Source organism: Actinomyces faecalis (assembly GCF_013184985.2).
Lineage (GTDB): Bacteria > Actinomycetota > Actinomycetes > Actinomycetales > Actinomycetaceae > Actinomyces > Actinomyces faecalis.
The window spans coordinates 266,586-289,430 of record NZ_CP063418.1; the positions used below are offsets into that span (position 1 = coordinate 266,586).

General features: G+C 68.5%; 12 protein-coding genes, 1 tRNA gene and 3 rRNA genes. 11 read left to right on the top strand and 5 right to left on the bottom strand.

Going from position 1 to position 22,845, the window contains the following annotated elements; translation table 11 throughout:
- Positions 1 to 17: 17 nt before the first annotated feature.
- Entirely contained in the window at positions 18 to 4,388 is a 4,371-nt protein-coding gene (locus HRL51_RS01025) for a DNA helicase (protein WP_172192735.1), read from the top strand.
- Entirely contained in the window at positions 4,381 to 4,605 is a 225-nt protein-coding gene (locus HRL51_RS01030; RefSeq protein ID WP_216666301.1) for a transcriptional regulator, read from the top strand. Before HRL51_RS01025 ends, HRL51_RS01030 begins: the two co-directional genes overlap by 8 nt.
- Before the next feature lie 181 nt (positions 4,606 to 4,786).
- Here the strand turns inward: HRL51_RS01030 and mscL are convergent, their stop codons facing one another.
- The 3 genes from mscL to HRL51_RS01045 form a co-directional block, all read right to left on the bottom strand.
- Positions 4,787 to 5,182: a large conductance mechanosensitive channel protein MscL gene (gene mscL, locus HRL51_RS01035; protein WP_172192733.1), complete on the bottom strand. Its 396-nt coding sequence runs from the start codon at positions 5,180 to 5,182 to the stop codon at positions 4,787 to 4,789.
- Positions 5,183 to 5,279: 97 nt separating this feature from the next.
- Positions 5,280 to 5,951 carry an SAF domain-containing protein gene (locus tag HRL51_RS01040; protein ID WP_172192731.1) on the bottom strand — a complete coding sequence of 224 codons (672 nt, stop codon included), beginning with the start codon at positions 5,949 to 5,951 and terminating at the stop codon, positions 5,280 to 5,282.
- Positions 5,952 to 6,119: 168 nt separating this feature from the next.
- The gene (locus tag HRL51_RS01045) at positions 6,120 to 6,773 is read right to left on the bottom strand and encodes a 5-formyltetrahydrofolate cyclo-ligase (protein WP_172120500.1); all 654 of its coding nucleotides are present in this window, start codon (positions 6,771 to 6,773) and stop codon (positions 6,120 to 6,122) included.
- A gap of 143 nt (positions 6,774 to 6,916) precedes the next feature.
- Between HRL51_RS01045 and HRL51_RS01050 the strand changes: the two genes are divergently transcribed.
- From HRL51_RS01050 to rrf, 6 genes are all read left to right on the top strand, one after another.
- Positions 6,917 to 8,128, top strand: coding sequence for a molybdopterin molybdotransferase MoeA (locus tag HRL51_RS01050; protein ID WP_172120499.1), 1,212 nt, complete (start codon positions 6,917 to 6,919; stop codon positions 8,126 to 8,128).
- Between the two features lie 212 nt (positions 8,129 to 8,340).
- Positions 8,341 to 9,444: a hypothetical protein gene (locus tag HRL51_RS01055; protein WP_172120498.1), complete on the top strand. Its 1,104-nt coding sequence runs from the start codon at positions 8,341 to 8,343 to the stop codon at positions 9,442 to 9,444.
- 107 nt (positions 9,445 to 9,551) lie between these two features.
- Positions 9,552 to 9,627: transfer RNA gene (locus HRL51_RS01060), tRNA-Ala, on the top strand.
- A 622-nt stretch (positions 9,628 to 10,249) separates the two neighbouring features.
- Positions 10,250 to 11,786, top strand: a 16S ribosomal RNA gene (locus HRL51_RS01065).
- Between the two features lie 345 nt (positions 11,787 to 12,131).
- Positions 12,132 to 15,289 (top strand): 23S ribosomal RNA (locus HRL51_RS01070).
- Between the two features lie 154 nt (positions 15,290 to 15,443).
- Positions 15,444 to 15,560: ribosomal RNA gene (gene rrf, locus HRL51_RS01075) — 5S ribosomal RNA — on the top strand.
- The 16S, 23S and 5S rRNA genes sit together here, the layout of an rRNA operon.
- A 396-nt stretch (positions 15,561 to 15,956) precedes the next feature.
- On the opposite strand, the gene HRL51_RS01080 is transcribed toward rrf, so the two are convergent.
- Complete coding sequence (locus HRL51_RS01080; protein ID WP_425321739.1) at positions 15,957 to 17,990, bottom strand: dolichyl-phosphate-mannose--protein mannosyltransferase; 2,034 nt, start codon at positions 17,988 to 17,990, stop codon at positions 15,957 to 15,959.
- Between the two features lie 34 nt (positions 17,991 to 18,024).
- On the opposite strand from HRL51_RS01080, the gene rsmI reads away from it, so the two are divergent.
- Positions 18,025 to 18,939 (top strand): 16S rRNA (cytidine(1402)-2'-O)-methyltransferase, encoded by a 915-nt coding sequence (rsmI, locus tag HRL51_RS01085; RefSeq protein WP_172119940.1) that lies wholly within the window; start codon positions 18,025 to 18,027, stop codon positions 18,937 to 18,939.
- Positions 18,940 to 19,065: 126 nt separating this feature from the next.
- Here rsmI and HRL51_RS01090 read toward each other — a convergent pair whose 3' ends face one another.
- Positions 19,066 to 19,797 carry a hypothetical protein gene (locus HRL51_RS01090; protein WP_172192058.1) on the bottom strand — a complete coding sequence of 244 codons (732 nt, stop codon included), beginning with the start codon at positions 19,795 to 19,797 and terminating at the stop codon, positions 19,066 to 19,068.
- A gap of 161 nt (positions 19,798 to 19,958) precedes the next feature.
- Between HRL51_RS01090 and metG the strand changes: the two genes are divergently transcribed.
- Both metG and HRL51_RS01100 read left to right on the top strand, forming a co-directional pair.
- Entirely contained in the window at positions 19,959 to 21,800 is a 1,842-nt protein-coding gene (gene metG, locus HRL51_RS01095; protein WP_172192060.1) for a methionine--tRNA ligase, read from the top strand.
- A gap of 15 nt (positions 21,801 to 21,815) precedes the next feature.
- Positions 21,816 to 22,745: a TatD family hydrolase gene (locus tag HRL51_RS01100; protein ID WP_172192062.1), complete on the top strand. Its 930-nt coding sequence runs from the start codon at positions 21,816 to 21,818 to the stop codon at positions 22,743 to 22,745.
- Positions 22,746 to 22,845 lie beyond the last annotated feature (100 nt).

Sequence of the window (22,845 nt, forward strand, 5' to 3'; positions counted from 1 at the left end):
GCCGTTATGTTGGTGATATGACGCCTTCACTCTTCTCATTCGGCCGTCACCGTGGCCAGACGCAGGCCCGTGCGGCGGAGCAGAAGGATCCTGGTGCCGTGAGCCTGCCGGCAGACGCCGACGCCGCCGATGTCGCTGACAGGCCGCGGACGCGGGGCGTCTGGGACGGCGGGGACCAGGACGTGGTGCCTGCGGGCGGCGCTGAGGACTTCTCGCCACGGGTTGATCCTGCGTCCGGTGCGGCAGGTGGTGACGAGCCGGAGCCCGGACAGCCGTCGGCTCCGACCAGCCACGCCCATCCTTCCGGCCGCCCCGGTGAGGCGGCTCTGGAGGAGGCCCTCGCTCGGTGGCGTGAGGAGCTGGTGGACCTGGGCGGGGTTGCGAGCCTGGACGACATCACCCTCCTGGACGGCGTCGTCGACCTGACGGCTGCCCACCCCTCCGGCCTGGCCCAGCTCTACGCCGGCCGCCCGACCCACCTGTCCAGCCTCGTGCGCGAGCGCAGCGCCCTCGGCGTAGCGCGCCAGTCCCTGCGTGAGGTCGCTGGCCGCACGGACCTGCTGGCGCGCCAGTTTGGCGTCGCCCCGGTCTACCTGGCCCTCGGCGTCGCCTCCTGGAGCGAGACGGTCCCCTCCGCGACCGATGACGACGGCGAGCCGGCTGAGCCCATGCCGCAGGCCGCGCGCTCCGGCTCGGACGAGCCGGCTGACGGCGTGGCGGCGACGGACGAGGTCACGCACGCCTCCGAGCCGGAGGGCCTGACCCGCACGATCAATGCCCCGGTCCTGCTGCGGCCGGTGCGCCTGGCCTCGACCGGAGGCGACGCTGCGCTGACCCTGGGCCCCTCCATCGAGGTTAACCCCGTGGTCACCCGCGCGCTGCGCTCGGCTGGGTGCCGGACCGACGTCGACGCCGTCGCCCGCGCCTCCCTGTCCGACCTGGGCTTCACCCCGCGCGCGGCGCTGACGCGCCTGGGCTCGCTGGGACGCCAGCTCCTGCCGGACTTCGAGATCCACGAGCGGCTCGTCGTGGGTGCCTTCGTCCACCCCGGGCAGGCGCTGGTCGAGGACTTTGACGCCACGGTCGAGCGTGCACGGGCGTCCGCACTCGTCGCTGCCCTGGCTGGTGACCCTGACGCCCAGGCGGCCCTGGCCATGCCGCTGGAGGAGCCTGACGGCGTCGACCGCGACCCGGCGCTGGAGCGCGGGGTCGGGGACCTGGACACGGCCCAGCTCGACGCCATCGAGGCGGTGAGCACCGGCGCCTCGCTCCTGCTGGACGCCCCGCCTGGCTCTGACGTCGCCGAGACGCTGGCTGCCGTGCTGGCCGACGCCGCCGCCTCGGGGCGCACGGTCCTGCACGTGCCTGCCACCGGGGCGGACGGGCACGCCGTCGCCCAGGCGCTGCGGGAGCAGGGACTGGGCGACCTCGTGGTGGACCTGACCGAGGACGCGGGCTGGCGCCTGCACGCTGCGGAGTCGATCAAGGAGTCTCTGGGAGTCGAGCCGCCTGCGCTTGACGTCGCCGGCATCCTCGCCACGCGTGAGGAGCTGGGTCAGGTGCGCGAGCGCATGACGTCGGCCCTCCAGGCGCTTCACGTCCCGCGAGAGCCCTGGGGGGTGTCCGCCTACGAGGCTCTTCAGCACCTGGCGGAGCTCACCACCGGGCGCGCGCGCAGCCGCACCGGGGCGCGGGTGGAGCGGGGGATGCTGGACCGCCTGGATGAGCACGGCCTGGACCGGGCGCGCTCCCTGCTTCACCGTGCCCACGACCTGGAGCTGCTCACCCCGCAGACGGCGAGCTCGGCGTGGAACGGCATCACGGTCGCTGACATCGACCAGGCCACTGACGCCCTGAGCCGGCTCGCTGAGCTGGCTGACGAGCTGCTACCCGCTATCGAGGACGACGCCGCCCAGGTGGCTGAGCAGTGCGGTATCTCCCGTGCGCTCACGCTCACGCAGTGGTGGGCCCAGCTAGAGCTTCTTGACGGGCTGCGGGACTCCCTGGACGTGTTCGTCCCGGCCGTCTTCGAGCGCTCGGCCGCGGACATGGTCATCGCCACCGCGACCCGCCAGTGGCGCGAGGAGCGCTCTATCGAGATGTCCGGGACGACGCGCCGTCGCTTCATCAAGCAGGCCAAGGACCTCGTGCGACCTGGCCGCCCCGTGGAGGACCTTCACAGCGAGCTGGTCAAGGTCCAGCACCGTCGCGAGGCCTGGCGCCTGTACGAGCCCAGAAGCGGCTGGCCGGAGCTTCCGACCGGCCTGGACGGTATGCAGGCGCGTGCCCGGCGCGCACGGCAGGCGGTTGACGAGCTCCAGCCCCTGCTGGCCACGGCCGAGGAGGTCCCTGACCTCATGGGGATGGGGCTGCCGGCGCTGCTCACTCGTGTACGTTCCCTGGCTGACGACGACGTCACGGCGCAGAAGCTGCCGGAGATCAACCGCGTCATGGGGCAGCTCGGCGAGCTGGGTCTGGGTGAGCTGGTGGCGGACCTTGCCGCGCGTGGCGTGGAGGAGGACGAGCTCGATACCGAGCTGGAGTACTGCTGGTGGACCTCGTTGCTCGCGCACCTGCTGGGCTCGGACCCCGATCTGGCGGGGCTCGACTCCGGCGTGCTGGCTGAGCGGCAGGGGCGCTTGCGCGAGCTGGACGCCGCGCAGTCCGCGTTCTTGGCTGCTCCTGTGGCCCAGGCCTGCGCCCGCCGGGTGCGGGCAGCGGTCGAGGAGGACAAGGAGGCGGCACGGGCGCTGTACGTGGCGCTCTCGCGTGACGACGGCGTGCCGCTGCGCGAGATCCTGGCTGAGCACCCGCTGGCGATGGTGGTCAAGCCGGTGTGGATCGTGCCCCCCACCCTCGTGCCCCAGGTGCTCGACCCCCAGGCCCTGGTGGGACTGGCTGTTCTTGACGCCAGCGCGCACATGCCGGTGTGCCAGGTGCTGCCGGCCTTCGTACGTGCTGAGCAGGTCATCGTCGTCGGCGATCCTCGCCGCGAGCCCACAGGTCTGGCCGCTGAGCTCGGGGCGTTGCTGCCCTCGGTGACCCTGCCGACCACGCGCAACAGCCTGGACGCCCAGATCGCCTCCTTCCTGGCAACCCACGGTTACAGCGACGTCGTTGAGGCCATCCCCTCCCCGCCGGGAGCCGCTCCGCTGTCCCTGGAGCTGGTGGACGGGCGTGGTATGCCGGCACCCGGGCAGACGGCGGTGGAGTCCGTGCCGGCCGAGGTGGACCGCGTGGTGGACCTCGTCATCGACCACGCCCTGGCCCGTCCGGAGCAGTCGCTGGGCGTGGTGGCGCTCAACGCCCGCCACGCTGAGCAGGTCCGGCGCGCGACCACCGCGGCGGTGGTCGGCTCCCCGGCCCTGGAGGAGTTCTTCGCCGGGGGGATCGCTGAGCCCTTCGTCGTCGTCGACCTGTCCGAGGCGCGGTCGCTGCGCCGTGACCACGTCATCCTGAGCGTGGGCTACGCCAAGACCCCGCACGGCAGGACGATCCACAGCTTCGGCTCCGTCTCGGAGCCCAGCGGCATGGTGAGCCTGGTCGAGGCGCTGTGCGCCTCACGCGGCACAACCCAGGTGGTCTCCTGCCTGGCCCCGCAGGACATTGACCCCGAGCGCCTTCACGCCCCCGGGGCCCAGCTGCTCCGCCAGCTCCTTGTGCGGGCCGCGGGCCGGGCGGAGGACGACGCCCAGGGCAGCTCGGACTACCCGGACCCGCTGCTGGTCGACCTTGCCGAGCGCCTGTGGCGCAAGGGTCTGACGGTGGTGCCTCGGTACGGCCTGGAGGGTGGCACGCGCATCCCGCTGGCGATCGGGCACCCGGACTACCCAGGTGAGCTGTTGGTGGCGGTGCTGACCGACGACGCCGAGTACGTGGCGGAGAAGAGCCTGCGTCGCCGTGACCGGCACTGGGTCGAGCGCCTGGAGCGTCGTGGGTGGCGGGTGTACACCGCCTTCTCCGTCTCGGTCTTCATCGATCCTGAGGCGGAGGCCGCCGCGATCGAGAACGAGGTGCTCGCGGTGCTTAGCGAGCGTGAGGCTGAGAGGCGGCGCGCCGAGCAGGTAGCGGCTGCGCCGCTGACCGGGCTTGACACGGATGCGGCTCAGTCAGGCTCTGACCCTGGCGAGGTGGACCAGGACCAGCGGGAGCGTGAGCCGGTGCGTGGCCTACGGCCGCCGATCGCCCAGGGTCTGCCGCTACAGGCCTACTCCGACGACCAGCTGGACGACCTCGTGGCCTGGATCCGTTCCGACGGCGTCGAGCGCAGCATCGAGGCCGAGGTCGAGGAGCTGCGCGCGACACTGGCGCTGCTGCGCCGAGGCTCGGGCGTGGACGCGGTGCTGACGCACGCGGTGACTCGCACGCGGGCGCAGGCTGATGACTGAGCCGGCTCGGACGGCCAGGAGCCACCGCAGGGTGGTGGCCCTGTCCCAGGCGGACCGGGCCCGGGTGGCGCGAGGCGAGCTGCCGGAGGCGGCCGCTGAGGAGGAACGGCGTCGTCACGTCGACGCGCTCACTGACGCGCTGGCGCGTGCCGACGGCGGCGGTGAGCACGCCAACGACGCTCGCCTGCTGCGTGAGGTGCCCCCGCACTGGGGGTGACAACGGCGGGGCGTGCCTCGCGTCAGCCTGACGCGAGGCACGCCCCGCGATGTTGGGACGACGTCTCCCACCGGGCCGTTACGCGCTCGTCTGCCGGTCCTGGCAGGCCGACGCCCCCGCTGACGATCACGGTCGTCGGCGGGGGCGTCGTCAGTGGGCAGCGGCCAAGCGGCCGCCGGGCTCACTTCTTGTCAGCGAGCAGGTCGCGGATCTGGACGAGCAGCTCGGTCTCGGAGGGAGCCGGGACCTCGTCCGCGGCCTCGATCTCCTGGGCCTTGCGGGTGCGCTCCTTGAGCTTGTTCATCGGCAGGACCACGCAGAAGTAGATCGCGGCGGCCACCAGCAGGAAGTTGATGCCGGTGGTGAGGATGGTGCCAGGCTGGATCGGGTCGGAGCCGTTGATCGAGAACTGGCCGACCGAGTTGAAGTTCGGCGAGCCGACCAGGGCGCCGATGATGTTGAGGATGACGTCGGTGACGGCCTGGACGATCGGGGAGAAGGCACCGCCGATGATGACGGCGACGGCCAGGTCAATGACGTTGCCCTGGGCGATGAAGTCGCGGAAACCCTTAAGCATAGGGAGGCCTTTCAGTGGTCGCACCGGCGCCAGGGCCGGTGCGGAAGTGTCTGCGGGACAGCGCCGTGGCTGGTGCCTTCCGGGCTGCGGGACTGGCTCAGGGACTGAGCACGAGCCCGAGCGCGCCGTGAGTGGCGGCTCCTGCTACCAGGCTAGCGGTGCTGGCAGGAACGGCAAGAGTAATAAGTGTGACTGTGCTCCCAGCACTCCATCGATCACCACTTCCTTCGTGTTGTGTCAGGAGAACTCGAGCACCTTTACAGATGACGGTGGGACCCTCGGCCGCAGTGCCGGTGCCGGTGACGTCACCTGCCTGTGGCGCCTCAGCCACGAGGTCGACGACGGTGCCGGGCCTGGCCAGGTCGGCGCCTACCTCGACCGGTACCTGGACCACCCGCTCCTGCGCAGTGAGGCCGGTGGTCAGGGCCTGGCTGGTCATCGAGGTCGTCAGCACCGTCCCTTCCTCCAGGGTGACGGCTGCCCGCGTGCCGACGACGCCGCCGTCGGCCAGGCCGGCACGTGGCAGGGCCGTGGTCGGCAGCCGGCTCCAGGCCACGTCCGTCTCCTGGATCACCTCTCCGGCGCCGACCTGGCGCGTGACCACAAGGGCCTCGGTCAGGTCTCCCGGACCTGGCCTCAGGACCGTCAGCGCAACCAGCGCGGCAGCCCCGACGCACAGGCCGACGACAAGGTGGCGCCAGCGCCACAGCACGACGGAAGGCACGGGTCTTGGCGGGGGCTGGGCAGAACGGCGGTGCAGCAGGTCCATGACCCCAGGGTGAGCAGTCGCCGTCGCGCGACGCCACCGCGCCCGGGGACTCCTGTGGACGAGGGTGTCACGGCGAGCACCTGTGGAGCCCGGGCGCTGGTGACTGGTGCCGTCCCTTGCTACCGGCCGGATCTGGCAGGTCGACAGACGGCGCGGGCTGCGCCGTCGTCAGTAGGAACCGGCCTGGAAAGCGGAGCCCTCCAGCAGGAACCACTGCTCCGGGGTGATGACGGCGTCAACCAGCTCGTCGTGGGACTCGGTGGGCAGGGGGCCGGTGACCAGCTCGTCGGAGTGGACCATCGCGAAGACCTGCACGCCCTGGGCGCGCAGCGGGAGCATGCGGTCGTACCAGCCGCCGCCCTGGCCCAGGCGTCGCCCGGCGCGGTCGACGGCGAGCGCCGGGACGATGAGAGCCTCGACCTTGCTGATCTCCTCAGGGGGCAGCGTCTGTCCACTGGGCTCGGGAGGACGTCCGGGCGCCCTCTCAGCCAGGTCGTCTGAGCCCTTGAAGTAGCCCCAGGAACGCGCCAGGTGCGGGCCGAGGACAGGCAGGAGCACGCGGGTGCCGCGCTCGTGCAGGTGGTCCAGCAGCAGACGGGTGCACGGTTCGTGAGAGACGGAGACGTAGGCGGCTACCGAGCCCAGGGACCCGACGGCCTGCAGCGCGTGCTCGGTCAGCGCCTCGCACACGGCGTCGTGCCCGTGCTCGGGGTGGCGGTGGTGCTTGCGCCGGTCGCGTCGTAGCAGCCTGCGCAGGCCGTCCTTCGCGTCGTCGACCTCCTGTCCCTCGGTGGTGGGAAGGTCACGCGCGTCGGAGCTCATACCCCTATCCTCGCAGGTCTGCTCCCGCTCACCGAGGGGACATGCCCGGCCGGTACGGACCCGGTGGCAGCCAGGGCCCGCCGGGTACGCTGGGCGCGGTGGGACGTCTTCGCCCCACTACCGGTTGTCACACGGAGGCCATGATGAGAACGGTCGCGGAGCACCTGGCTGCCTGCCTGGACATCGCACAGGCGGCTGCGCCGCTCGACGTCGTCCTGCTTGACGCGGTGGGATGCGTCCTGGCTGAGGACGTGGTGGCGGACCTGGATCTTCCCGCAGTGGACCTGGCCGGGATCGACGGCTACGCGGTCGCCGTGGCGGACCTGGCCGGTGCCGGGACGTCCAGCCCGGTGGTGCTGGAGGTCATGGACGCGGTGCGAGCCGGGGACATGCGGCCCACCCGCCTGGTGCCGGGCACGGCCATCCTCATCGACTCTGGTGCGCCGCTGCCGCTGGGGGCGGACGCCGTCGTGGCCTGGCAGGACACCGACCGAGGGACCTCGCGCGTCCAGGTGCGGGCGCAGGTCGAGGCTGGTGCCAACGTGCGCCCGCGCGCGGAGGACGTGCGTGCCGGTGAGACGGTCCTGACCGAGGGGACGAGGGTCTCTGCGCGGCACGTCGCGCTGGCGGCCGGGCTGGGGCGTCACCGCCTCAAGGTGCACCCCGCCCCGCGCGTGGTCATCGTCTCCATCGGAGACGAGATCGTGGAGCCGGGAGCGGCTCGCGAGCCCGGGGACGTGTTCGACGCCAACGGGCACGCGCTGGCCTCCGCCGTGGCGGACGCCGGTGGCCAGGCCTTCCGCGTGGCGGCGGTTCCTGACGAGCTGAGGGCGCTGAGCGAGACGATCGAGGACCAGCTGGTCCGGGCCGACGTCCTCATCACCACCGGCGGACTGTCCGTGGGACAGGGTGACACGGTCAAGGAGGTCCTGGCTCCGCTCGGCTCGGTGCGCTTCGACGCCGTCGCCATGTCCCCGGGCCGTCAGCTGGGGGTCGGGACCGTGGACGGCACCCCGATCTTCTGTCTGCCTGGTGACCCGGTCAGCGCACAGATCGCCTTTGAGACCTTTGTCCGGCCGGTGCTGCGGCAGATCGCGGGCCGCTCCTCCCTGCACCGTTCCTCCCTGCCGGCCAAGGTAGCCGCCGGCTGGCACTCTCCGGCCCACCAGCGTCAGTTCGTGCCGGTGCACCTGGCTGGATCGCCGAGCAAGGGCTATCTCGCGGAGCCGACGGCGGAGCCGGGCCGTGCCCAGCTGTCCGGGCTGGCACGGGCGAACGCCATCGCGGTAGTTCCTGAGGAGACCCGGACGGTCGTGGCCGGGGACGTGCTGCACTGCCTGCTGCTTGACGCCTGAGTGCGGGACGGGGCGACCTGGTCGGTGTGCCACGGGCGCGGGTGCGCCGGTGGGGTCGTCGGTGCCCGTCGTGGTGGCGCGCGTGGCGTGTGAGACGGGTGTGGCTGACGGTACGGGCGCGTGAGACCTGCCCGTTGTGACGGTGTGCGCGGTGTCCTCAACACGCCGTGCTCCTGCAGCCGTGGGACCAGCAGCCCGCATACGGTAGGCGCGTGGGAATCGAGATCTGGGCACTCATTGCTCTCGTCGTGGTTCTCACCGTGTACCTGCTCCCGATCCTGGTCGGGCGCCGGGAGGTCCTGGGTCACTCTCGTGTGGAGGACCGCTACTCCTCGCAGCTGCGGCTGCTGGCAGTAGGACCCGAGACCCGCTCCGGAGGCGAGACCTGTCCCGAGAGCGGACACGCCGAGATCTTTCGACGACGACCGGAGGTCAGGGCGATGAACAGGCCTGCAGTCAGGAACGTGCGAGCCCTGCGGGCTGAGCGGGAGCTCGTACGCGCCAAGCGGGCGCACGCACAGGCGCGTGAGCGCCGGCGGGTCGCTGCCACGCACCGTTCCGTCGTCGCCTGTGCCCTGGTGGGTGTGCTGCTGGGTGTCGGGATCGTCGCCGCACTGACGGTCCTGCCGTGGTGGCTGACCCTGGTGCCGGCCGCGCTCGTGGCGGTCTCGATGGCAGCCGGACGGCGTGCCGCCGTGGCTGGACGTGATGCCGAGCGTCGTGAGCGTCGGCGTATCGCTGAGCTGGAGGCAGAGCTGGAGCGCCTGACTGGGCACGCTCCGGCACCGGCTGCGCCGGTCGCCCATGAGGAGCGCCCGGTGCTGGCGTCCGCCGTGGCAGACCAGGCAGAGCCTGACACTGCTCCGTCCTCTTTCGCACAGCCGACGGCGGAGCGTGAGCTGGACGTGGAAGCAGACGAGCCTGTGGCTCAGAGGGCTGCGCAGACGGTTGAGGCGACGGGGTCGGACCTGAAGCGGGGGGCGGACCTGAAGCGCCCGCAGGAGATGACCGCTCCTGGCGCCCAGGTGCGTGCCGCCCAGAGGCCGGAGGAGCCGCGCAAGGCGGTCGAGGCATCTACCCAGACTCCGCCCCAGGGCTGGCACCCGGTGCGAGTGCCAGCACCGACCTACACACTGGTCGCTAGCGCTCCTCAGCGGGCCGTGGAGGAGCTGGAGGTGCCGATGGCTCCCTCCGCCCCGGTACCCATGCGGCCCAAGGCGGTGCGCCAGATCGCTACTGGTGAGGTCGGGGAAGAGCTGCGCCAGCCGATTGACCTGGATGCGGTGCTACAGCGACGCCGTGCGGCCGGTGCCTGAGAGGTTGGCCTCGCGGCTGCGGCACGCGGAGCGCTGGCCGTGGCTGGCCTCACGGTGCGTGAGGTTGCGGGCTTGGACCCAGACGGTGCTACGATCGTCCAGCACCTGGGGCTATGGCGCAGTTGGTAGCGCGTCTCGTTCGCAATGAGAAGGTCGGGGGTTCGAATCCCCCTAGCTCCACCATCCCGATGCCCGGACCTTGCGGTCCGGGCATCGTCATGCTCGGGGGCCTTGGGGGAGAAGACGGGAGACATAGGTGCGAGCCGGGTGCGCGTGAGGTGACGATACTCGTCCGTTGTCTTGAGCCTGCCGAAGACCCCCAAAAAGGGTGTCTGGCGTCACGCGGCATCAAGTTGACCAGCGCCCCGGGAGGATGGTTAAAGTACTCCTCGCTGCCGCACGGAGCTAACGGTTCCAAGGCAGTGAACTGGATAAGGGTGTGGTTCGAAATCAGAACCGAAGAGATCGGGATCACGAATTCCGAACTTGACGGAGATGAAATCTTCCAACTAATCTAGTCCAGTCGCCTTGAGGGGCGGAACGAAAGGCCAAAGGCCTTCGGAAAGAACCTCATGGGTGTGTTGTTTGAGAACTCGATAGTGTGTCATGTTTTTTATGCCATAGTGGGGATGGCTGGGCTCTTGTTTTGGGGTCTGGTTGTTCTTGTTTTGTTTTTGGTTTGCCTGCCTTTGGTCCTGTTTTTGGGGTCTGGGGTGGGTTGGGCCTGGTCTGGTTTTCTGGGCTTTTGTGCTTTCTGTGGGCTGGTCCTGGTTTTGTGTTGGGGCTGGTTTATGGTTTGTGTTTTTGTTTGGAGAGTTTGATCCTGGCTCAGGACGAACGCTGGCGGCGTGCTTAACACATGCAAGTCGAACGGTGATCCTCAAGCTTGCTTGGGGTGATGAGTGGCGAACGGGTGAGTAACACGTGAGTAACCTGCCCCCTTCTTCTGGATAACTGCTTGAAAGGGTAGCTAATACGGGATATTCTGGCCTGCTCGCATGGGTGGGTTTGGAAAGGGTTTTCTGGTGGGGGATGGGCTCGCGGCCTATCAGCTTGTTGGTGGGGTGATGGCCTACCAAGGCGGTGACGGGTAGCCGGCCTGAGAGGGTGGACGGCCACACTGGGACTGAGACACGGCCCAGACTCCTACGGGAGGCAGCAGTGGGGAATATTGCACAATGGGCGCAAGCCTGATGCAGCGACGCCGCGTGAGGGATGGAGGCCTTCGGGTTGTGAACCTCTTTCGCCAGTGAAGCAGGCCATCTCCTTGGGGGGTGGTTGACGGTAGCTGGATAAGAAGCGCCGGCTAACTACGTGCCAGCAGCCGCGGTAATACGTAGGGCGCGAGCGTTGTCCGGAATTATTGGGCGTAAAGAGCTCGTAGGCGGCTGGTCGCGTCTGTCGTGAAATCCTCTGGCTTAACTGGGGGCTTGCGGTGGGTACGGGCCGGCTTGAGTGCGGTAGGGGAGACTGGAATTCCTGGTGTAGCGGTGGAATGCGCAGATATCAGGAGGAACACCGGTGGCGAAGGCGGGTCTCTGGGCCGTTACTGACGCTGAGGAGCGAAAGCGTGGGGAGCGAACAGGATTAGATACCCTGGTAGTCCACGCCGTAAACGTTGGGCACTAGGTGTGGGGGCTCTTTCCGGGGTGTCCGCGCCGTAGCTAACGCATTAAGTGCCCCGCCTGGGGAGTACGGCCGCAAGGCTAAAACTCAAAGGAATTGACGGGGGCCCGCACAAGCGGCGGAGCATGCGGATTAATTCGATGCAACGCGAAGAACCTTACCAAGGCTTGACATGTGAGCGTCTGCCTCAGAGATGGGGCTTCCTCCTTGTGGGGCGCTCTCACAGGTGGTGCATGGTTGTCGTCAGCTCGTGTCGTGAGATGTTGGGTTAAGTCCCGCAACGAGCGCAACCCTTGTCCCGTGTTGCCAGCACGTCGTGGTGGGGACTCGCGGGAGACTGCCGGGGTCAACTCGGAGGAAGGTGGGGATGACGTCAAATCATCATGCCCCTTATGTCTTGGGCTTCACGCATGCTACAATGGCCGGTACAGTGGGTTGCGATGTCGTGAGGCGGAGCGAATCCCTTAAAGCCGGTCTCAGTTCGGATCGGTGTCTGCAACTCGACACCGTGAAGCTGGAGTCGCTAGTAATCGCAGATCAGCAACGCTGCGGTGAATACGTTCTCGGGCCTTGTACACACCGCCCGTCACGTCATGAAAGTCGGCGACACCCGAAGCCCGTGGCCCTACGGGGAGCGGTCGAAGGTGGGGCTGGTGATTGGGACGAAGTCGTAACAAGGTAGCCGTACCGGAAGGTGCGGCTGGATCACCTCCTTTCTAAGGGGAGTGTGGCAGGTGCGTGGTGCTGGTGACGGTCCCCCTTTTGTGGTGGGGGGCGGCTGGTGGTCGTGCCTGTCTCGGAGCGCTGTGGTGTAGGGGACCGTCGGGGTGCCTTCCTCTTGGGGGGTGCCTGGGCGTCCTGGCCGGCCCTGTTGGGGGCTGGTCCGGGGGTGGCACGCTGTCGGGGTCTGGGGCAGTGCGCCCTAGGGGGCCTGGCTGCGGGTCCGGTTGCGCGTGGTGCGTGGCTGGGGCCTGTGGTGTGGGTGGGTTGGTTGTGAACTGTATAGTGGACGCGAGCATCTTTGATCTTTGCGCACGCACGCGTGTTGCGTGTGTGTTGTTTTGTTTGTTTTTTTGAGCGTTCGGTGGATGCCTTGGCATCAGGGGCCGATGAAGGACGTGGTGGCCTGCGATAAGCCTCGGGGAGCCGGCTGACGGGCTGTGATCCGAGGGTGTCCGAATGGGGGGACCCGGCACGAGCTATGTCGTGTCACTCGTGCCTGAATTCATAGGGTGCGGGGGGTGACGCGGGGAAGTGAAACATCTCAGTACCCGTAGGAGAAGATATTCCGTGAGTAGTGGCGAGCGAAAGCGGAGGATGGTGAAACCGTGTGCGTGTGATACCCGGCAGGGGTTGCGTGGGCGGTGTTGTGGGGCGTGCTCTTCCACCTTCTGCCGGGGGTGGGCGCAGTAAGAAACTGGTGTGGTAGCTGAACCTCCTGGGAAGGGGGGCCGGAGCGGGTGACAGCCCCGTAGGCGAAACCGTGCTGGCTGCGTGGGCGTGTTCCCTAGTAGCACGGGGCTCGTGGAATCCTGTGTGAATCTGCCAAGACCACTTGGCTGCCTGAATACCTCCTGATGACCGATAGCGGATGAGTACCGTGAGGGAATGGTGAAAAGTACCCCGGGAGGGGAGTGAAACAGTACCTGAAACCGGGCGCTTGCAAGCCGTCAGAGCCTCTCCTTGGGGGTGATGGCGTGCCTATTGAAGAATGAGCCTGCGAGTTAGTGCCGTGTCGCGAGGTTAACCCTTGGGGGGTAGCCGTAGCGAGAGCGAGTCTGAAAGGGCGTCTGTAGTGGCACGGTCTAGACCCGAAGCGGGGTGATCTACCCATGGCCAGGTTGAAGCACGTGTAAGAGCGTGTGGAGGACCGAACCCACCTAGGTTGAAAACTGGGGGGATGAGCTGTGGGTAGGGGTGAAAGGCCAATCAAACTCCGTGATAGCTGGTTCTCCCCGAAATGCATTTAGGTGCAGCGTCTCGTGGTCCCCGGCGGAGGTAGAGCTACTGGGTGGCTGATGGGCCCCACAGGGTTACTGACGTCAACCAAACTCCGAATGCCGTCCGGGTGCAGCGGGGCAGTGAGACAGCGGGGGATAAGCTCCGTTGTCGAGAGGGAAACAGCCCAGATCGCCGGCTAAGGCCCCTAAGCGTGTGCTAAGTGGGAAAGGATGTGCGGTCGCGCAGACAACCAGGAGGTTGGCTCAGAAGCAGCCATCCTTGAAAGAGTGCGTAATAGCTCACTGGTCAAGTGATCGTGCGCCGACAATGTAGCGGGGCTCAAGCACACCGCCGAAGCCGCGGACCTGCCACGTGTTCCCTACCGGGTGTTGTGCCTGGTCAGGGGTGGTGGGTGGTAGGGGAGCGTCCTGCACCGGGTGAAGCCGTGGAGTGATCCAGCGGTGGACGGTGCGGGAGTGAGAATGCAGGCATGAGTAGCGATACTAGGGTGGGAAACCCTAGCGCCGAATGACCAAGGGTTCCAGGGCCAGGCTAGTCCGCCCTGGGTGAGTCGGGACCTAAGGCGAGGCCGACAGGCGTAGTCGATGGATGACGGGTTGATATTCCCGTACCGGCGAAGCACCGCCCATGCTGACGCGCGGGTGCTGACCCACGCCCGGTGCCACGTTTCTTCCTTGTGGGGGGCTTCGGTTCCTCACGGGGTCGGTGGTGCGGGGTCTGGGGACCCTCCGTGCAGGTAGGCAAGCGTGTTAACAGGGGTGACGCACAGTGGTAGCCTCCGCGGGCCTGATGGCTTGGCCCGTTCAAGCGAGCAGCCCGACAGCCAGGTAAATCCGGTTGTCTTCCTTTGATGGTGAGGGTGAGACGTGATGGTGACCCGCCTTCGGGTGGGGATAGCAGGGTGATCCTGGGGTGCCGAGAAAAGCCTCGACGCGATGGTGCCAGCCGCCCGTACCCTAAACCGACACAGGTGGTCGGGCAGAGTATGCCTAGGCGCACGAGTGAATCATGGTGAAGGAACTCGGCAAAATGCCCCCGTAACTTCGGGAGAAGGGGGGCCCGAGCCCTGAGGCCCCGTCTGCGGGCTGGGGGTGAGGGTCGCAGAGACCAGGGAGAAGCGACTGTTTACTAAAAACACAGGTCCGTGCGAAGCCGCAAGGCGATGTATACGGACTGACGCCTGCCCGGTGCTGGAAGGTTAAGAGGAACCGTCAGCCCCCTTTGGGGGTGAAGCGGTGAATTTAAGCCCCAGTAAACGGCGGTGGTAACTATAACCATCCTAAGGTAGCGAAATTCCTTGTCGGGTAAGTTCCGACCTGCACGAATGGCGTAACGACTTCTCCGCTGTCTCCACCATGAGCTCGGCGAAATTGCACTACGAGTAAAGATGCTCGTTACGCGCAGAAGGACGGAAAGACCCCGGGACCTTTACTACAGCTTGGTATTGGCGCCCGCTATGGCTTGTGCAGGATAGGTGGGAGACCGTGAGGCAGCCACGCCAGTGGCTGCGGAGTCGTCGTTGAAATACCACTCTGGCTATGGCGTGCGCCTGAACCTCGGCCCGTGATCCGGGTCAGGGACAGTGCCTGGTGGGTAGTTTAACTGGGGCGGTTGCCTCCTAAAGAGTAACGGAGGCGCTCAAAGGTTCCCTCAGCCTGGTCGGCAACCAGGTGTTGAGTGCAAGTGCACAAGGGGGCTTGACTGCGAGACCGACGGGTCGAGCAGGTACGAAAGTAGGAACTAGTGATCCGGCGATCCCGAGTGGGTGGGTCGTCGCTCAACGGATAAAAGGTACCCCGGGGATAACAGGCTGATCCTGCCCAAGAGTCCATATCGACGGCATGGTTTGGCACCTCGATGTCGGCTCGTCGCATCCTGGGGCTGGAGCAGGTCCCAAGGGTTGGGCTGTTCGCCCATTAAAGCGGTACGCGAGCTGGGTTTAGAACGTCGTGAGACAGTTCGGTCCCTATCCTCTGCGCGCGCAGGATACTTGAGAAGGCCTGTCCCTAGTACGAGAGGACCGGGACGGACGAACCTCTGGTGTGCCAGTTGTCCCGCCCGGGGCACGGCTGGTTGGCTACGTTCGGGAAGGGTAACCGCTGAAAGCATCTAAGCGGGAAACCATCTTCAAGATGAGGTATCCGCACCACCTTCGGGTGGTGGCAGGCCCCCAGCAGACTACTGGGTTGATAGGCCGGACGTGGAAGACCTGTAAGGGTTGGAGCTGACCGGTACTAATGGGCCGACACAAACACAAACACCCACCCCCCTGTTTGGGGGTGGGGGGCAGGCCACGGCTGCTGCGCGTCCACTATACGGTCCAGGACCAACCCAACCACCGGGTCCCGTACCACGACCAGGCCAGAGCCTGAGGTCAGTGGGACAGGACCAGCACTGCCTGAGCAGACTGTCTCGGTGGTCATAGCGGGGGAGCCACGCCCGGTCCCATTCCGAACCCGGAAGCTAAGACCCCCAGCGCCGATGGTACTGCACCCGCCAGGGTGTGGGAGAGTAGGACACCGCCGAGCACACAACCACACAGATCGGGACCCAGGCCCCGCACCCCCACCCCCGCACCCCGCGGGCGGCCCCCGGGGGCGCGGGGCCAACCCACACCCCCACAACACACACAACCCGGCGCTGGTTGGGTGGACGCCTCCTGGGGGGAATAACGAGACGTCCCTGTTCAATGACCTGTGAGCGCGGTGGGGTGGGAAGACCTCCAGCAGGATGCCAGGCAGGTTCCTGGGTAGGTGATCCCCAGATGCCGGCCTACTGACGATCGGCGTGGGCCCACCGCGCGCATGCAGGTCAGGTGCCGAGAGGGACGGCGTCTTTCCGCCAGTCCCGGCGCTTTCTGGGTACAGCTGCTCGTGAGCTCTGGGCCCTGGCCGAGAGGGCGTGAGTCCAGAGGGATGTGGGGCTCAGATCCAGGAACCGAGCCACATATGCATGCGCCAGAAGCTGTAGCTCACGGTCTGTCCCGTCCAGATCGGCCACCACAGCGCAGCAAAGACCAGTGCTGCGACGACCACGGCCCCCACCAGCCACATGCCCTCGGTTCGCGTGCGCCACACCGGTACCCCGGTCCAGGCCTCAGGCAGGCTGCGCTGCGTCGGGCGCATCCCGAATCCCACCTGGGTCGCGAGCCAGCCGCGAGGCGCGGGACGCTCGGGGCCGATCGTGCCGTCCGCCATCGCGTCCTCCTCAGCCCGGGCCAGGCGTGAGCCGGGAACGGGCTTGAGCCAGCCGGTCATCACCCCGAGCGCCAGGGTGAGTACCAGGACCACGAAGGGCACGAAGGCCACCGTGTAGAAGGTGAAGATCGTGCGGTCACCGTAGAGGAACCACGGCAGGTACAGGCCTACGTACCCGATGAGCGCTGCCCACACGCGCCAGTCCCGCCGTCGCCACGCCAGCACGACCAGGCAGAAGGCGAGCGCCACCACGGCGCACCACCACACGGGGATGTTCCCGATCGAGGTCACGGCCTGGACGCACTGGTCTGAGCCGCAGCCCGCTCCAGCCATCTCCTCGGTTCCCCGCCAGTAGAAGGAGGTCGGGCGCCACTGCACCAGCCAGCCGATCGGCTTGGACATATACGGATGGGTGGAGTCCAGGCTGACGTGGAACTGGTACATGGACAGGTGGTACTCCAGCAGGTCGTTGAGGGGGTCGGGCAGCCAGGACCGTACGGGCGTGCCCGCCTGGCGCATCTGCTCGGCCCACCCGTGCTTGTAGGCGCCCGCGTGGGTCAGCCAGGAGCCCCATCCCACGACGACGTAGACCACGAAGGCCGTCGGCACCAGGTGGAGGAAGTCCAGGCCCCCGCGGTGCAGGACGCCGTCAGCCTGCCAGTGACGCGCCTCAAGCCGCCGCAGGGCCGCGAGGTCCCAGATCACGACGAGGATCCCCACCGCGGCCAGCAGGTAGGCGCCGGACCACTTGATCGAGCAGGTCAGTCCAGCGCTCAGCCCTGCTGCCAGCAGCCAGGGCCGCAGCAGCGGAAGCGGGGCCCAGGCGCCAGGCAGGCTCCCGTCGAGCCCGGCTGCGAGCCGGGAGCGGAACCACTCACGGTCACGGACCAGGCAGTAGACGGTGAGCAGCCCGAACAGCCCGATGAACACGTCCAGCAGGCCGATGCGTGACTCGGTGATCCCGACGCCGTCGATCGCCAGCAGCAGCCCAGCCACTCCCGCCAGTGCGGGCGAGCGGGTGAGTCGGAGCGTGAGCCGGGCCAGCAGTGCCACGGTGAGGATCCCGGCCACAGCGGGCATGAAGCGCCAGCCGAAGGACGAGTCCGCCCCGAAGATCTCCATCCCGAGCCCGATGAGCCACTTGCCCAGCTGCGGGTGGACCACATAGGACGGCTCTGTGGTCAGGGCAGAGAAGTCACCCTTGGCGAACAGGGCGTCCGCCCCGTCCTTCCAGGTCGACTCGTAGCCGTTGTGCCACAGGGCGTAGGCGTCCTTGACGTAGTAGATCTCGTCGAACATGAGCGAATGGGGGTGGCCGAGGCCGATCAGGCGCGTCATCGCCGCCACCACCGTCACCACGGCCGTCACCGCCCAGCCTCGCAGGCGTACGGCGGGTGCCAGCGTCCAGCCCGAAGGGTCCAGTCCCAGACGCTCGCGCAGGAAGACCTCGCTGCGGGGCTGGGTCTCGGTGTCCTCCAGGCTGTCCTCCTCGGCGGCCGCCTCAACGGCGGCTGTCGAGTCCTCGGCGGGGCTCGATGACGTCGGCGCGGACCCACTCGGCCTCTCGTCGCCCGTGAGGGCTGGGTCCGCGACGTCCCTCGCCAGGGCCTGCTCTGTGCCAGTGGCTGACTGGGCCTCCTCGCCGGCGTCAGCGGTCGACGCCTCTCGCGCCTGCGGAGGGACGGTCTGCGCCGTCGGCTCAGGCGCAGCGCCCTCCGAAGGACTCGGGGCGGAAGTGGGCGCAGCTGCTGGCTCGTTCACGCTGCGAGTCTAGAGAACCAGCCATACTGAGCCTATGACTGAGGCCTCCAACCCCGATCGCACCGGCTCTGTTCCTGCGACGCAGGAGGCACCAGCCTCTCCTCGCGCCGGCGCCATCACCCTGGCCGCCACGCCGATCGGCAACGTCGCGGACGCCTCACAGCGGCTGCGTGCGGGTCTCGCCCAGGCCGATCTCGTCGCGGCCGAGGACACGCGCCGGCTGCTGGGCCTCGCTCAGCGTCTGGGCATCCACGTGGCCGGGCGCGTCATCGCCTTCCATGAGCACAACGAGCGCGAGCGCGCCGGCGAGCTGATCGAGGCGGCTCGCGCCGGCCAGCGCGTCCTCATGGTCTCCGACGCCGGGATGCCCTCCGTCTCCGACCCTGGCTACCGGCTCGTCACTGCGGCGGCGCAGGCGGGTGTCCCTGTCACCGTGGCCCCTGGTCCCTCCGCGGTCCTCACCGCCCTCACCCTGTCCGGCCTTGCGTCGGACCGCTTCTGCTTCGAGGGCTTCCTGCCTCGCAAGCCCGGTGAGCAGCGCCGCGCCCTGGAGCAGCTGGCTGGCGAGGAGCGCACGATGGTCTTCTTCGAGTCGCCCCGCCGCGTCCACGCCACCCTGGAGCTCATGGCCGAGGTCCTGGGAGCCGGACGGCAGGCGGCGATGTGCCGTGAGCTCACCAAGACCTATGAGGAGGTGCGTCGCGCCACGCTGGGGGATCTTGCCGAGGCGACGGCGGAGGGCGCCCTGGGCGAGATCGTCCTGGTGGTGGCCGGAGGACAGCCGGTGCAGGCTGATCCTCGCGACGCCGCCCGCCAGGCCCTGGCTCTGGCCGATACCGGACAGCGGCTCAAGACGGCCGCCGCTGAGGTGGCTCGCCAGTCGGGGCTGCGTCCGAACGAGGTCTACCGGGCCGCGCTCGCTCTACGTGACGAGCGGGCCCAGGACTGATCCTGGGCCCACTCTCAGGCCAGGTGCGGGGCCCGGGCTGCCCGCGCCGTCGGCGCAGGTGCGTTGGCCGGGCCTGGCTGGCCTGAGGCCCTCAGCCCGCGCCGTCGGGGCAAGCGGGGGCGGGGCTCAGGGGCGGAACCACTTACCGTTCTGGTCGGGGGCGGCGCCCGGCTGCGGCACGGACTGGGGACAGCCGGGCTGCGAGTAGGCTGGCCCCATGGTCTGAGCCTGGAGGATCCGGCGGTTGCGTGAACGGCGCACGAGGAGCCAGGCGAGGCCGCCGACGAGCAGGCTGGCCCCCAGGAGACCGCCCAGCACCGATCCGATGGCGCCGACGGCCATCCAGCCGATCTCCTTGGCGTTGGTGGCCTCGCCGAGGAAGATCGGCTCGTTACCGGAGGTCGTGCAGGTGACCGTGTAGGAGCCGGAGACGGTGGGGATGAAGGTGGCCACGAGGGCGTGGTCGTTGACCTCGATCGAGGAACGGACCTCGATGAGCGGCACCTCGGCGCCGTCGGGGGCGGTCACGGCGCACGCGGTGGCGGACAGGCCGTCGGAGTAGATGCCGTAGACGTTGCCGGTCCTGAGCTCGGCTGCGACCGCGCTGCCGGACGGGACCTGGGACAGGGGCGAGGAGACTCTGGCGACGGAGACGACCGAGCCGATGAGAACGGCAGCCGCCACCACCAGGAGGACCACGCCGACGATGATGAGGGCGAGCGGGCCCTTCCTTCCCTTGATACCGGGGACGGCGGCAGGCGGCGCCGCAGCGTAGGCGGGTGCCGACGTCGTGCAGGGGCCGGGTGGTGTCTGCGGTGCGGAGGCGTAGGGCGATCCGGAGGCGGGAGGAGTGGACATCGTCAGGCCTTTGGTCGGGGTGCGGGTGGGGCGCAGGGCGTCGCTCGTAGCGCCCAGGGTAGGGGCCAGGTCGCCGCACGGCCTCCTCCCGTGGAATGAGGGCGCCGTAAGTGGCAAGGAGGAGAAACGGGGCCGGCGCTGGGCAGGATAGGCTTTGCCCCATGAGCCACATCCTGTCCGCGGTCGCCTGGCCCTACGCCAACGGCCCCCGCCACATCGGTCACGTCGCCGGCTTCGGAGTCCCCTCCGACGTCTTCTCCCGCTACATGCGCATGGCCGGCCACGACGTCCTCATGGTCTCGGGCACGGATGAGCACGGCACCCCGATCCTCGTGGCCGCGGACGAGGAGGGCGTCAGCGCCCGCGAGCTGGCTGACCGTAACAACCGCCTCATCGTCGAGGACCTGGTCGCCCTGGGACTGTCCTACGACCTGTTCACCCGCACCACCGCCGGCAACCACTACCGGGTGGTGCAGGAGATGTTCCGCACCGTGCGCGACAACGGCTACATGGTGGAGCAGGTGACGCGCTCGGCCATCAGCCCGTCGACCGGTCGCACCCTGCCCGACCGCTACATCGAGGGCACCTGCCCCATCTGCGCCACCCCCGGCGCCCGCGGCGACCAGTGCGACGCCTGCGGCAACCAGCTCGACCCCACCGACCTCATCGACCCCCGCTCGCGGATCAACGGCGAGGTACCTGAGTTCGTCGAGTCCAACCACTGGTTCCTCGACCTGCCGGCGCTGGCCGAGGCGCTGGGGGCCTGGCTGGACGAGCGCGAGGCCTCAGGCACCTGGCGCCCCAACGTCATCCGCTTCTCCAAGAACATCCTGGAGGAGATCCGTCCGCGTGCCATGACCCGCGACATCGACTGGGGGATCCCGGTCCCCGGCTGGGAGGACCAGCCCACCAAGCGCCTGTACGTGTGGTTCGACGCCGTCATCGGATACCTCTCCGCCTCCGTCGAGTGGGCCCGGCGCACCGGGGACCCCGAGGCCTGGCGCCAGTGGTGGAACGACCCGCAGGCCCTGTCCTACTACTTCATGGGCAAGGACAACATCGTCTTCCACTCCCAGATCTGGCCCGCCGAGCTCCTGGGCTACAACGGCCAGGGGGACAAAGGCGGCGAAAGCGGCGAGCTGGGTGTGCTCAACCTGCCCACTGAGGTGGTCTCCAGCGAGTTCCTCACCATGGAGGGACGCAAGTTCTCCTCCTCCCACGGCATCGTCATCTACGTGCGCGACTTCCTGGCCCGCTACCAGGCCGACGCCCTGCGCTACTTCATCTCCGCCGCCGGCCCTGAGACGGCGGACGCCGACTTCACCTGGGCCGAGTTCGTGCGCCGGACCAACGGTGAGCTCGTGGCCGGCTGGGGCAACCTGGTCAACCGCACTGCCTCGATGATCCACAAGCGCTTCGGCGAGGTTCCCGAGCCCGGCGAGCTGGAGGAGATCGACCGGACCCTGCTGGCCTCGATCGAGGCCGGCTTCACCACGGTCGGCGACCTCATCCGCCACCACCGCCAGAAGGCGGCTCTGGCTGAGGCCATGCGCCTGGTGGGCGAGGCCAACAAGTACGTGGCGGACACCGAGCCCTTCAAGCTCAAGAGCGAGGAGCAGCTGCCGCGCCTGGCCACGATCCTCCACACCCTGGCTCAGGCGGTAGCGGACCTCAACCTCATGCTCTCGCCTTTCCTGCCCCACGCGGCCAACGACGTCGACCGCATCCTGGGAGGCACGGGCGAGATCGCCCCGATGCCGCGTATCGAGGAGGTGGCCGAGCTCGATCCTGAGGTCCTGCCCGCTGCCTTCGACGGCCGCGACGGCTACCCGATCATCACCGGTGACTACACCTCGGTCCCCACCTGGGGCCGCCACGAGGTGGGGGTCGGTACGCCGATCGCCAAGCCCTCGCCGGTCTTCGTCAAGCTGGACGAGGCCATCGTGGAGGAGGAGCTGGCCCGCTACGCCGACTCCCGCCCCGACGACGTCACCGGCGCCTGAGGGTCTGCGTCGCAGATGAGCCGCAAGCACCGCGACCGGTCCTGGCCGCCGGCCGACGCCGTCGCCCCCCTGACGGGTGAGGTGACGGACAACCACGCGCACCTGCCTGTCCCCGGGCTGCCAGCCAGCGGTCCTGGCAGCGAGGCTCCTGTCTCGGCCGCCGAGCTCGTGGCGCGGGCGGCTGAGGCAGGCGTGACGCGAGTGGTCACCTCGGCGTGCGAGACGCCGACCTGGGCGGGCTCGGTCGAGCTCGCCAGGACCGTCACGGGGGTACGCGTGGCGCTGGCCGTCCACCCCAACGAGGCCGTGCTCCACGCGGGCGTGCGTGAGGTCGGGCCGGACGGGCTGGAGCCTGTGGCGGCCCCTCACCACGACGAGACGCTCGAGGCTGCCTTGTCGCGCCTGGAGGCGACGATCCGGGAGTGCCGGGACGTCGTCGTCGCCGTGGGGGAGAGCGGGCTGGACTACTTCCGCACCGGTGAGCGCGGCCGCCAGGTCCAGCGTGAGGCCTTCCGGGCGCACGTCGCCCTGGCCAAGGAGCTGGACCTGCCGCTGCAGATCCACGACCGTGACGCGCACGAGGACTGTGTCGAGGTCCTGCTGGCTGACGGCGCCCCCGAGCGCACCGTGTTCCACTGCTTCTCCGGCGGGGTGGGGCTTGCCCGCGCCTGCGCCGAGCACGGCTGGTACGCCTCGGTGGCCGGGCCGGTGACCTACCCGGCCAACGAGGAGCTGCGCGCCGCGCTCGCCCTGGTGCCTGCCGAGCTGCTGCTCGTGGAGACCGACGCCCCCTACCTGCCGCCCCAGGCGTGGCGTGGTCGGCCTAACGCCTCCTACCTCATGGGGGACACGGTCCGCTTCCTGGCTGCCTCACGCGGGGTGGAGGAGGCGGCGTTCTGTGAGCTGCTGGCGCGCAGTACCGAAGAGGTCTACGGCCGCTGGTGAGCGGCGCCGTCGGGGGTGAGCCTGCGGTGACGGCCTGCGCCCTCAGGTGGTGCTCGGGGTGCAGTGGCCGCCTGGGTGCGGCGAGGAGGGGTGAGGACAC